The 12580-nt window shown below is 62.7% G+C and carries 11 protein-coding genes; 6 read left to right on the top strand and 5 right to left on the bottom strand.

Annotated features, from left to right (window positions below):
* The first annotated feature begins 54 nt into the window (after window positions 1-54).
* The 5 genes from ileS (at window position 55) to AC1Q67_RS07010 (ending at window position 7325) form a co-directional block, all read left to right on the top strand.
* Window positions 55-3051 carry an isoleucine--tRNA ligase gene (gene ileS / locus AC1Q67_RS06990; protein WP_492234702.1) on the top strand — a complete coding sequence of 999 codons (2997 nt, stop codon included), beginning with the start codon at window positions 55-57 and terminating at the stop codon, window positions 3049-3051.
* Entirely contained in the window at window positions 3048-3545 is a 498-nt protein-coding gene (gene lspA / locus AC1Q67_RS06995) for a signal peptidase II (protein WP_492234701.1), read from the top strand. The genes ileS and lspA overlap by 4 nt, the downstream gene beginning before the upstream one ends.
* Before the next feature lie 125 nt (window positions 3546-3670).
* A complete protein-coding gene (locus AC1Q67_RS07000) occupies window positions 3671-4393 on the top strand; it encodes a hypothetical protein (RefSeq protein ID WP_492234700.1) in 723 nt (240 codons plus the stop codon).
* 155 nt (window positions 4394-4548) lie between these two features.
* The gene (locus AC1Q67_RS07005) at window positions 4549-5952 is read left to right on the top strand and encodes a M16 family metallopeptidase (RefSeq protein WP_492234699.1); all 1404 of its coding nucleotides are present in this window, start codon (window positions 4549-4551) and stop codon (window positions 5950-5952) included.
* A complete protein-coding gene (locus AC1Q67_RS07010; RefSeq protein ID WP_492234698.1) occupies window positions 5949-7325 on the top strand; it encodes a M16 family metallopeptidase in 1377 nt (458 codons plus the stop codon). The genes AC1Q67_RS07005 and AC1Q67_RS07010 overlap by 4 nt, the downstream gene beginning before the upstream one ends.
* A 142-nt stretch (window positions 7326-7467) precedes the next feature.
* Here AC1Q67_RS07010 and AC1Q67_RS07015 read toward each other — a convergent pair whose 3' ends face one another.
* The 4 genes from AC1Q67_RS07015 to AC1Q67_RS07030 all read right to left on the bottom strand — a co-directional run bounded on the left by AC1Q67_RS07015 (window position 7468) and on the right by AC1Q67_RS07030 (window position 11233).
* Window positions 7468-7635, bottom strand: a complete 168-nt coding sequence (locus tag AC1Q67_RS07015; protein ID WP_192817780.1) for a hypothetical protein — start codon at window positions 7633-7635, stop codon at window positions 7468-7470.
* A gap of 223 nt (window positions 7636-7858) precedes the next feature.
* Window positions 7859-8527 carry a hypothetical protein gene (locus AC1Q67_RS07020; RefSeq protein WP_492234697.1) on the bottom strand — a complete coding sequence of 223 codons (669 nt, stop codon included), beginning with the start codon at window positions 8525-8527 and terminating at the stop codon, window positions 7859-7861.
* Between the two features lie 163 nt (window positions 8528-8690).
* A complete protein-coding gene (locus AC1Q67_RS07025; RefSeq protein ID WP_492234696.1) occupies window positions 8691-10091 on the bottom strand; it encodes a selenium-binding protein SBP56-related protein in 1401 nt (466 codons plus the stop codon).
* Window positions 10092-10285: 194 nt separating this feature from the next.
* Complete coding sequence (locus tag AC1Q67_RS07030; RefSeq protein ID WP_024577691.1) at window positions 10286-11233, bottom strand: alpha/beta fold hydrolase; 948 nt, start codon at window positions 11231-11233, stop codon at window positions 10286-10288.
* 284 nt (window positions 11234-11517) lie between these two features.
* On the opposite strand from AC1Q67_RS07030, the gene AC1Q67_RS07035 reads away from it, so the two are divergent.
* On the top strand, window positions 11518-11979 hold the full coding sequence (locus AC1Q67_RS07035) for an Hsp20 family protein (protein ID WP_024577690.1): 462 nt from the start codon (window positions 11518-11520) through the stop codon (window positions 11977-11979).
* Between the two features lie 91 nt (window positions 11980-12070).
* On the opposite strand, the gene AC1Q67_RS07040 is transcribed toward AC1Q67_RS07035, so the two are convergent.
* Entirely contained in the window at window positions 12071-12580 is a 510-nt protein-coding gene (locus tag AC1Q67_RS07040) for a hypothetical protein (protein WP_492234695.1), read from the bottom strand.

Here is a 12580-nt window from a genome sequence, read left to right on the forward strand (position 1 = left end):
TCATCGCTGCACATTACGTGCGCGCCAGCGCCATTCGAGCCAAGCCAGAGCATCATGTCCGACAAGCCCCAAAAGTCCGTTGCCCCCAAAGCCGACGGCAACGATTACTCCAGCACTCTTTATCTGCCGCAGACCGAGTTTCCGATGCGTGCGGGCCTGCCCCAGCAGGAACCCAAAATTCTGGCGCGCTGGAACGAGATCGACCTGTACGGCAAGCTCCGCGAGGCCGCGAAGGACCGCGCGAAATTCGTGCTGCATGACGGCCCGCCCTACGCCAACGGCAACATCCATATCGGCCACGCGCTCAACAAGATCCTCAAGGACGTGGTGACCAAGAGCCAGCAAATGCTCGGCTTCGATTCCAACTACGTGCCGGGCTGGGACTGCCACGGCCTGCCGATCGAGTGGAAGATCGAGGAAGAGTACCGCGCCAAGGGCAAGAACAAGGACGCAGTGCCGATCGTCGAATTCCGTCAGGAGTGCCGGGCGTTCGCACAGAAGTGGGTCGACATCCAGCGCGAGGAATTCAAGCGCCTCGGCGTGGTCGGCGACTGGTCGCATCCGTACATGACCATGACCTTTCCGGCCGAAGCGCAGATCGCGCGCGAGCTGATGAAGTTCGCCGCCAACGGCACGCTGTATCGCGGCTCCAAGCCGGTGATGTGGAGCGTGGTCGAGAAGACCGCGCTGGCCGAGGCTGAAATCGAATACGAGGATTATACCTCGGACGCGGTGTGGGTGAAGTTTCCGGTCAACGCCGCGCACGGCCGCCTCGCCAAGGCCTCGGTGGTGATCTGGACCACGACGCCGTGGACGCTGCCCGGCAACCGCGCCATCAGCTTCTCGCCGAAGATTTCCTATGGCCTCTACAAGATCACCGACGCGCCTGCCGACAACTGGGCGAAGACCGGCGATCTTCTGATCCTGGCCGACAAGCTGGCCGAAGACGTCTTCAAGCAGGCGCGCGTGACGTCGTATGAGAAAGCCGGCGATGTCTCCGCCGATATTCTCGACGCCATCGAGTGCAGCCATCCCCTCAAGGGCTTTGCCGGCGGCTATGAATTCACCGTGCCGCTGCTGGCCGGCGATCACGTCACCGACGACACCGGCACCGGCTTCGTACACACCGCACCCAGCCACGGCCGCGAAGACTTCGATGTCTGGACCGCCAACGCGCGCGAACTCGAAGCGCGCGGCATCAGTTCGGTCATCCCTTACACCGTCGATGCCGACGGCGCGCTGACCGAACATGCGCCGGGCTTCACCGGCAAGCGCGTGCTCACCGACAAGGGCGAAAAGGGCGACGCCAACGAGGCTGTCATCAAGGCGCTAATCGAACGCGGCATGCTGCTGGCGCGCTCGCGCCTCAAGCATCAGTATCCGCATTCGTGGCGCTCGAAAAAGCCGGTGATCTATCGCAATACGCCGCAATGGTTCATCGCGATGGACAAGGATATTTCCGACCACGGCAAGGCGAAGCCCGGCGACACGCTGCGCGCCCGCGCTCTGCAGGCGATCAGTGTCACGCGCTGGGTGCCCGAGCAGGGCCAGAACCGCATCACCGGCATGATCGCAGGCCGCCCGGACTGGGTGATCTCGCGCCAGCGCGCCTGGGGCGTGCCCATCGCCGTGTTCGTGCGCGAGAAGGGCGACGGCTCCGCCGAGATTTTGCAGGACGAGACCGTGAACAGGCGCATCGCCGACGCATTCGAAAAGGAAGGCGCCGATGCGTGGTACAAGGACGGCGCGCGCGAGCGCTTCCTCGGCTCGCACGCCAACGAGGAATGGCAGAAGGTCAACGACATCTGCGACGTCTGGTTCGACTCCGGCTCGACCCACGCCTTCGTGCTGGAAGACCCGGTGCACTTCCCCGGCCTCGCCGGGATCAAGCGCAAGGTCGATGGCGGCAACGACACCGTGATGTATCTCGAAGGCAGCGACCAACATCGCGGCTGGTTTCATTCCTCGCTGCTGGAAAGCTGCGGCACCCGTGGCCGCGCGCCCTACGACGTGGTGCTGACCCACGGCTTCACGCTCGACGAGAACGGCCGCAAGATGTCCAAATCGCTCGGCAACACCACCGATCCGGCGAAGGTCATCAAAGATTCCGGCGCGGATATCTTGCGGCTGTGGGTCTGCGCCACCGACTATGCCGACGACCAGCGCATCGGCCCGGAAATCCTCAAGAACACCATCGAGACCTATCGCAAGCTGCGCAACACGGTCCGCTGGATGCTCGGCAGTCTTGCGCATTTCCAGGACAAGGACCGCATCAAGGCCGACGACATGCCGGAACTCGAGCGGCTGATGCTGCACCGACTGGTGGAGATCGATGCCATCGTACGTCCCGCCTACGCGAACTTCGACTACAAGACCGTGGTCGCGACGCTGGCGAATTTCATGAACACGGAACTGTCGGCGTTCTATTTTGATATCCGCAAGGACACCCTGTACTGCGATCCGCCGTCGTCGGTGGCGCGCAAGTCGGCGCTGACAGTGATCGACTATCTGTTCCGCGCGATCACGACCTGGCTGGCGCCGATCCTCAGCTTCACTGCAGAGGAAGCCTGGATGTCGCGCTACGGCGATGCCGCCGTCTCGGTGCATCTCGAGCTGTTCCAGAAGACGCTGCCCGCATGGCACAACGAGGCCCTCGCGAAGAAGTGGGAAACCATCCGCGAGGTGCGCCGTGTCGTCACCGGCGCGCTGGAGGTCGAGCGCGCCGCCAAGCGCATCGGTTCGTCGCTGGAAGCCTCACCACTGGTCTACGTGACCGACAAGGCGGTGTTCGCCACGCTGTTCGATGTCGATCTTGCGGAAGTCTGCATCACATCGAATGCGATGGTCACGAACGAGGATGCTCCGGCGGGCGCGTTCACGCTCGGCGATGTGCCGGGTGTTGCCGTCGTGGTCGAGAAGGCTGTTGGCACCAAGTGCGCGCGGTCGTGGAAGATTCTTCCCACCGTCGGGAGCGATCCTGACTATCCGGATGTCTCGCCGCGCGACGCTCAGGCGCTGCGGGAGTGGAAGGCGCTAGGAGTCGGTGTGTGAGCCCTCTCCTCCGCTCCGGTGTGATCGCCGCTGTCACAGCCCTGGTGCTCGATCAGGCGTCGAAGCTCTGGCTGCTGAACGTGTTCGAACTCGGCCCGCGGGGCACGGTCGCCGTGACACCGTTCTTCGATCTGGTGCTCGCCTGGAATACCGGCATCAGCTACGGCTGGTTCCAGGATTCGGGCCCGGTGGGTCAGGCCATCCTGCTGGCGATCAAGGCCGCGGCGGTGATCGTGCTGGCGGTCTGGATGGCGAAATCCGGCACCCGTCTCGCCGTCATCGGCCTCGGGCTCATCATCGGCGGGGCCCTCGGTAACGCCATCGACCGGCTGGCCTATGGCGCGGTGGTCGATTTCGCGCTGTTTCATGTCCAGATCGGCGGAAAAACCTACAACTGGTACGTGTTTAACCTTGCGGACGTGGCCATCGTTGCCGGGGTTGCCGCCCTCCTGTATGACTCCTTTGTAACCCCGAGCGCCGCAAAAAGGCCCTGATAACCGGGGATACGCGTGAGTTATCCGCCGGTTGGCTCGCCATCCGGCCCTTGGCAATCTGGCCTGCGGCGACATGTCCCCGGGGACATGCCCGCGCCCTTTGATAGTGGATCAGGATGAACGCAATGACGGGCGCCATCGGTTCAGGTTTGCATCCCTTCTCGCGCCGCGCGACGCGCGTGCTGCGGCTCGCCGCCCTCCTGCTGGGCGTTGGTCTGGTGCTCGGGACCGGGCCGGTTCACGCGCAGGATCCGGATAGCGACGAGAACAAGACGTTTGAAGAAAAGCTGATGGACAACCTGATGAGCGGCCTCGGGGGCAAGAAGCTTGAGGACGGCTCCATCGAATACCGCGAGCGCTCGCCGCTGGTGGTTCCCTCCAAGATCGATCTTCCCCCGCCGCAGAGCGGCAAGCCGAAGTACGCGCCGAACTGGCCGAAGGACCCGGACGTCGCCGAACGCGCGGCCGCGCGCGAGCGGGCCAAGCAGAAGGCGATGAGCCCGGAAGAAGCGCGCATGCCGCTGATGCCGAGCGAACTCAACAAGCGCGCTCCGCGCAGCAAGACGGCGGAAAGCAACGCGCCGGGCAACAACAATTCCAACTCACCGCTGATGATGCTGCCGTCGGAACTCGGCTATACCGGCGGACTGTTCTCAAATCCGTTCAGCAGCAACACGAAGACCGAAACCGAGAAATTTACCTCCGAGCCCGAGCGCACCGAGCTGACGCAGCCTCCGACCGGCTACCAGACACCGTCGTCGAACTACGCCTACGGCGTCGGCCAGTTGAAGCCGCCGCGGGAAAAGTGCGACGCCGCCAGCGGCCGGTGCGAAAAGACCTGGGATTGATTTGTTTGCTGGCCGCAGCGTCTCGCTGACACCTGCGGCCCCATGATTGCGATCGCCATGTTTTTTCGAGGTGCGATCGTTTCAGGTCCCGCAGTGTCGCCTCTCGCGGATTTGAATGTTTTCCGGGCGATAAATCTGCGATCCGGTAGAGCATCATGATGATTTCCCGCCACCTCACCGCCATGGCCTTCGCGACGGCTTTTGTGACGCTTGGCCTCGCGCCGGTCTCCATTCAACCCGCCACGGCGCAGACCGCACCGCAACGGCCAACGACCTTCACGCTCTCGAACGGCCTCAATGTCATCGTCATTCCGGACCGCCGCACGCCGGTGGTCACGCAGATGATCTGGTACAAGGTCGGCTCCGCCGATGAGACGCCGGGGAAATCCGGCCTCGCGCACTTCCTTGAACACCTGATGTTCAAGGGCACCAGTGCACATCCGGCCGGCGAGTTCTCCCAGTTGGTGGCGCGCATCGGCGGCAACGAGAACGCCTTCACCTCCTACGACTACACCGCCTATTACCAGCGCGTGTCGCGCGACAAGCTCGCGACCATGCTGGAGTTCGAGGCCGACCGCATGACCGGCCTCATTCTCAAGGACGAGAATGTGCTGCCGGAGCGCGACGTGGTGCTCGAGGAGTACAACATGCGCGTCGGCAACAGCCCGGACGCGCGGCTGACCGAACAGATCATGGCGGCGCTGTATCTCAACCATCCCTATGGCCGCCCGGTGATCGGCTGGCATCAGGAGATCGAGAAGCTGAACCGTGAGGACGCGCTCGCCTTCTACAAACGGTTTTACGCACCCAACAATGCCACCCTCGTGATCGCGGGCGACGTCAGCGCCGAGGAAGTACGCCCGATGATCGAGGCGGCCTATGGCAAGATTCCACCGCAGCCCGCGATCCCGGCACAGCGGATCAGGCCGCAGGAGCCCGAGCCCGCCGGGCCGCGCACCGTGACGCTCGCCGATCCGCGCGTCGAACAACCCAGCCTGCGCCGCTATTATCTCGTTCCGTCCTCGGTCACGGCTGCGCCGGACAAAAGCTCCGCGCTCGACGTGCTGGCGCAATTGATGGGCACCGGCAGCAACTCGCTGCTCTACCGCGCGCTCGTGGTGGACAAGCCGCTCGCGGTGAGTGCCGGCGCCTGGTACCAGGGGACGGGAGTGGATCCCACCCAGTTCGGGATTTCGGCATCGCCGAAACCCGGCGTGGAATTTCCGCAGGTGGAGCAGGCCATCGATGAGGTGATCGCAAAGCTTGCGACCGATCCGGTGCCGGCTGAAGAACTCGAACGCATCAAGACCCAGATGATCGCCCAGGCGGTCTACGCGCAGGACAGCCAGACCACGCTGGCACGCTGGTACGGCGCCGCGGTCACTGTCGGCCTCAGTGTCGACGACGTCAGGGCATGGCCTGATCGCATCAAGGCCGTCACCGCCGAACAGGTGCGTGACGCCGCGCGAACCTGGCTTGAGAAAAAACGCTCCGTGACCGGCTATCTCATCAAGGACACCGCCGCGACGACCGCGAAGCGCGAGGAGAAACGCTCGTGATTGTCACCCGCCGTCATCTGCCGCGTCTCGCGGCTGCCGCTTTCATCGCCGCGTCCTCGTTTGCCGCATTCGTGACGCCGGCATCCGCCGCTGCAAAAGTTCAGCGCGTGGTGTCGCCCGGCGGTATCGAAGCCTGGTTCGTTCAGGACGCCACTGTGCCGCTGGTCGCGCTGGAATACGCCTTCGCCGGCGGCTCGTCGCAGGACCCCGCCGACAAACCCGGCATCGGCGCTTTCACCGCCAACATGCTCGACGAGGGCGCCGCCGATCTCGATTCGAAGACATTTCATGAGCGCCTCGAACGGCGCGCCATCGAGATGAGTTTTTCGGTGACCCGCGATTATCTGCGCGGCTCGATGCGGATGCTGAAGGAAAACAGCGACGAAGCCTTCGGCCTGCTCAAGCTGGCGCTGACCTCCGCACGTTTCGACAGCGAGCCGCTGGAGCGCGTCCGTGCGCAGATGCTGTCCAGTGCACGCCGCGAGACCACCAATCCGGTGTCGATCGCAGGCCGCAAGTTCTGGGAACAGGCCTACGGCACGCATCCCTATGCACGCCCGCCGAACGGCACCATCGAAAGCCTTCCTGCGATCCAGTCCGCAGACCTGAAGGATTACGCGCAGCGGGTGATCGCGAAGGATTCGCTGAAGATTGCCGTTGTCGGCGACCTCACGCCGGAAGCGCTCGGCAAACTGCTCGACGACACGTTCGGCTCATTGCCCGCCAGGGGCAATCTGACGCCGGTCCCGGAAGTCGCGGCCGTCAAGCCGCCGCAGCATACATCCGCCATTGTGGACGTGCCGCAGACCTCGGTGAATTTCGGCGGCCCCGGCATCGCCCGCAACGATCCCGATTTCATGGCGGCCTACATCGTCAACCACATTCTCGGCGGCGGCACGCTCTCGACGCGGCTCTACAAGGAAGTCCGTGAGAAACGGGGGCTGGTCTATTCGGTGTCGGAATCCCTGATCTGGATGAAAAAGTCGTCGCTGTTTGCAGGCTCCACCGCCACCCGCGCCGACAAGGCGAAGGAGACGCTGGACACCATCACCGCCGAAATCGCACGCATGGGCAACGAAGGCCCGACCCAGCAGGAACTGGACGAAGCCAAATCCTTCCTCAAGGGCTCGCAGATGCTGGCGCTCGACACCTCGTCGAAATTCGCCACCGCGCTGCTGCAATACCAGCTCGACGATCTCGGCATCGACTACATCGAGAAGCGGAACGCGCTCGTCGATGCGGTGACGCTGGAGGACACCAAACGTGTCGCAAAACGCATCTGGGGCCAGGGGCTCCTGAGTGTCAGCGTCGGCCGCGCGGCACAGGCGGCGGCGCCTCCGCCCGCGACCGGTGTCGCTCCGAAAGCGAACTAGGTATGCGCACAAATCGGTTTCATCAGAAACCTCCGGCGACGTTCGCCATCAGGGTTGCACAGATTCAAACCTGACATTGCGTTATGCCTGCCGGCAGCGGCCCACGTCGGCGAGAATTGCTGTCTGGCCGAGCGGGCTGTGGCTACTTCGCCAGCATTTCGCGCATCCTGAATAGTTCCCGCTCAAGCAGATCGTTCACCATGAGCAACGCCTTGAGGGCACCTCGTAAATCGCCACCACACGCGGCAATCGCGTCATCGACCGCGATCTCAAATGCATCTGACTCTGGCGGCAAAAAGTGGATGTTCATCGATCATCTCCTCGTTACCTGTGAAGGAAGCGCCAGAACCCGACGGTATTGGGGTGGATACAACCCAGCTGAGCGTTTTCAACGAAGTCCACATCCGGACTGCAATTTTGGTTGAGGGGCCATCAAAGCGCCCAAGTTTGTGCCGGGGCGCGCAGCCCTCCAGCCGATCGGATCGCATCAGAACTGCGCGACGGGTTTGATGTGCGCTGATCCGCGCCTAGTGCTAGCCAACAAGATTGAGCGCAAGCGCGAGGGCACCCACCAGAATGAGACTCGTGGCCCACACGGCATCGAGATTGAACCAGCTCCGCGACACGAATTTCAGTCCCAGATACCGGTAGACAAGCCACGCCGATAATCCGCCTGCGGCAATCATCGCCGCAGAGTGGACGACGGCGACCAGCACCGCGGTGCCAAGGTTGGTGCTGACAAGCGCGCTGGCCGCCGCATGGCCTTTGTCGATCTTCGCGCTGCTGCAAAGCCCGAGATAGATCGGCACCAGCATCAACCCTGCGCCATGCGCAATCGCAACGACGAAGGACCACAGCCCAAGTTGCGTCGGCCGTATCCGCGCCAGTGCCCGGGGATGACGCCGGTTGATCAGGCGGAAAATGCCGAACCCGATCACCAGAAGACTTGCGCCGATCTGGATCTGCCGTTGCCACTCGACCAGCGCGGAGAGCACCGCAAAGGGAAGCATGATCAGAAGCACTGCCAGCAGATGACCGATCGAGAGCGGCCACAGCGCCGCGGCCAGTGCGCGCGGGCTTTTGTCCATGAGCCCAGCCGAGACGGCCAGCGGCCACCCCATGCCGGGACTCACCCCGTGATAGATGCCGCTCACCACAACAGCGAGCCAAAGTCCCGCAGGCGTCCAGTCCGCAACGCTCAAAGCTAGTGTCCTGAATCCGAAGTTCGCATCATTTCGCAGCACCTCCCATAGCGAACTTCGGATTCAAAAGGACACTAGCAACCTATAATTTTAGTGTGGCTTTGGTTCGCAAGTCCGCAAATGGAAGTGCCGAGAAAATGTTGCGGACTTGCGAACCGCCACACTAAACCGACGGATAGCAGAATGAATCCGTCGAGCAGTCGCCGCCATCGAGTCTGATCTGATGCGCGCGGTAGCCGTCAGGGAAACTCAGCCAGTAGTCCTTTGCGAGTTCGAGACCGCCGCCCGGCTTCACATTCGCCATCACCTCAGCGCCGGGGATTCCGTCGGGATAGAACTGGTCATCCCATGTCGAATAGAGCGAGTTGGTCCAGTACACGCGCTTGCCGTCCCGGCTGATCTCGACCATCTGCGGCCCGCCCGCATACGCCTTGCCGTTCGGATGCGGCGTGCGGCGCGCGATGCCGCCGATATGCACGGAGCCCGCAAGCTTCGGCTTTCGCGGGTCGCTGACGTCGTACTGACGCATCTCGCCCGTGCCCCAGCAGGACACATAGAGAAACCTGTCGTCCATGGAGAGATCGATGTCCGAGACCAGCGGCGGCACGGCGCCGAAGCCCTGCAGCAGCGGTGGAAGCTTTTCCTTGGGCGCCGGTTCAGCCGGAATCGTCGCCGTCTTCTCGATGTGAAACTTTCCGCCTTCGCGCCACCAGGTCCAGATCGAGCCTTCGAGATTGGTGGTATCGACCACAACGCCAAGGAAGCCATACTCGCGAACAGGATCATGCGCGGGCCGGACTTCAAGGGCCATCTGATGGTTGGCGCCAAGATCGATGGTCTGCACGTTGCGCCGGGCGCGCAGATCCCAGAAGTGGATTCGATGGCCATACTTGTTGGACAGCAGGTCCTCGGCCACGATTCCATTCTCGAACTGCGGCGGCAGCCCCCACTCGCTGGTCACCATGTAGTCGCGCGGCAGGTTCCACCAGAAATCATAGTGCAACGTCTGAGGCCCGCGATCGATTTCCCAGCGCCCGAGAACGTCGAAGGTCTCGCAGTCCATGATGAACACGCCGGGCGGCCCGTCGGTGCCGTTCTTGCCGCCACCGCCGAGCGTGCTGACGTAGATGCCTTCCGGCCCGCAGTGAACGGTGTGAGGCCGTGAGTAACCGGTTTTTTTGAAAATCTCTTCGGGCTCGATAATCTTGTGAATCCTCGCCTTGGTCGGATCAGGTTTCGTATCGACGATGTAGATGCGCGAGGATCGGATTCCGGGGATGATCAGATAGCGCCGCTCGACGAACGCATGACCCGTGAGCGGCGATAAAGCGGACGAGCAGGCGTTCCAGCCGAAATGATGAAACTCGTCACCCTTGTTCGGCATCGTCACCGTATGGACGACCTGACTGTAACTGGACGAGCCCGGCTTCACGTCGATCACCGCGAGCGCATCGGGCTTCGAGAAGTCAGGGCTGAGCAGCAGCGTATAAGCGAAGTTTTCGGGGGGAGCCTCCATCGCAAGCTTCGGTGATGCGTGGAAGGTCGGATCGGGCCTCATTGTCATCGCACTACCTCCCTGTGTCGACCCGCAATGCCACACGACACGCGGAAACGAGTTTGCAGAAAGTGCAGAAGCAGAAAGAGAATGGCCTATCGAGCGCGGGCGGCGGCAGCCCGCAGGCGGCCACCATAGCACCGCCTCAGCGCCGCCGGAAAAAAGATCGCGGCAAGGAGGGAGCGGTTCCCTCGTGGTCCGCCTTACTTGAACAGCGGTGTGCCGGGCACGAAAGCATCGAACGCGGCCCAGAACTGCTGCCGGTAGCGATCCTGTTCCTGCAGGATTTCATGCTTGGAGCCTGCGATCACCAGATGCGATCCGGCGCGCAGGTGATAGGCGAACTCCTCGATGGCGGCGGTCGAGACGATGGTGTCGCTGCTGGCGGCCATCATCAGGATCGGCAGCCTGATCTGCGACGGATAACTCGCTTCGCGGAATTCAACGATCGCACGGAACGCACTGTCGGCCCAGGCCACCGTCGGCGACGCGATCCCGAGGGTCGGATCTTCCTCGTAGATCGCGGCGTTGCGCGCATAGCGCACCGGGTCCGATGTCAGCGGATTGTTGACGAAGCTGTTGGTGCCGGTGAGTTCGCCGGTGCCGCCGGGCACGTAGCGGCCGCCCATCCCGAGCCAGCGCAGCGTGCGCACAAACATCCGCGTCGGAAGCTTGGTGGCATAGCCCGGCAAATCGATCATCGGTGCGGACAGCACGATGCGGTCGAACCAGCGCTTGCCGGCATGCGCCACCCGCAGCAGCACAGCGCCACCCATCGAATGCGCAAGCGCATAGTAAGGCGGCGGACAGTCCGGCAGCATCACCTGCTTTACGAAGGTTTCGACATCGACCTCGAAATCGGAAAACCTGTGGACGTAGCCCTTGCGGGGATCGCGCAACTGCCGCGACGAATGTCCCTGCCCGCGCCAGTCGATCATCGCCACCGCGAAGCCGCGCTCGCGCAGTTCGCGCACGGTCTCGAAGTATTTCTCGATGCTCTCGGCCCGCCCGGTGAAGACGCAGACAGTGCCCTTGCGGCCAGCCGGCGGCTGCCAGCGGGCAAAGCGCAATTCGGCGCCGTCGGGCGTCTTGATGGTGCCTGAGACAACATTGTCGGGAACGGGATTGGCGGGGATGGAAACAAGCGTCATGCGGGGCCGATCAGGCGAAAGGAATCATGAAATTCGGAAAAAGATATTGCGGGCAAAAAGAGGGGCCGGGAACCCTCTTGAACCCCGCAAGGCCCCTCCCATATCAGTTTCGTGCAGGCCAGTTAAGGCTGCACGCAGAACGAAAACCCGGCCCAATGGCGCGTTGTCTGCTCTTTGAAAAAGAGTGGCGCGTTGTGCAAGCGAGACGGTCTTCAACGACGTTGCTCATGCAATGGTCCGTCCCGCCTGAAAAACGCGCTGGTCGCTCACTTTGGAGGACTAACATGCGTACGTTTGACCTGACCCCCTTCTACCGTTCCACCGTCGGCTTTGACCGCCTCTTCTCGTTGCTCGATCAGTCCGCCAGCGAAAGCTCGCCGGGCTATCCGCCCTACAACATCGAGCGCACCGGTGAGAACAATTTCCGGATTTCCGTCGCTGTCTCCGGCTTTTCGCAGAATGAAATCTCGATCGTCGCCAAGGAAAACACCCTGACGATCAAGGGCGAGAAAGCCGCCAACGAGAACAGCCAGTCCAGCGAAGTGCTTTATCGCGGCATCGCGTCGCGCGCCTTCGAGCGCCAGTTCCAGCTTGCCGATTTCGTGCAGGTGAAGAACGCCTCGCTCGAGAACGGCCTGCTCCACGTCGATCTCGTCCGCGAGATTCCCGAAGCCGCCAAGCCGCGCCAGATTCCGATCACCACCTCGGTCTCCGCGCCGAAGGTCGCCGAGCAGGTCGCGGCCTAAATCTCCGGCTTATCGAACCTCCCAAACTGCAAAACGCCCCGGTGACCCGGGGCGTTTTTTTCTTGATCGGCACGCTGAACGCCGGCGGCGATCAGACCACCGCGATGATCTTGGAGAATGCCGTCAGGACATCCGCTGCAAGGCCCAGATTCTGGGCCAGCTCATCGGCCTTCGCCTTGGCCTCCTTGAGCGTCTTCGCTGCTGACTTGAATGCGGCCGTGAACGGAGCGTACTCCTTTGTTCTGCTCAGCAGCCGCCTTTCCGCGATGAAATCGAGTTCCGTCGAGACGGCGTCCATCGCAGCGGCATAGGCCAGCGTTTCATTGGCATCGGTCGAGCGGCTGCCCAGGGCATAGAGAACATCGAAACAGGCGCGCAGGGCACGCGGCGCGTCCCTCTGGCTGAAGATTCGCGGCGCCGGAGGCGAGAGCGGCCGAGTGCCGAAAATGTTCGAGAAGATATTGCCGAACAGATCGTTGCCCTGCGGCTGAAGCCCGAAATCCGAGCTGTCCCACAGCGAGGGCTGCCATTTGATTTCGGTGTCGTGAAACCGCTGCGATGCCGCAGCGAGACGGGCTTTTGCTTCCTCGAGAGTAGCCAT

Source organism: Afipia sp. GW823-FHT06G09, assembly GCF_058794875.1.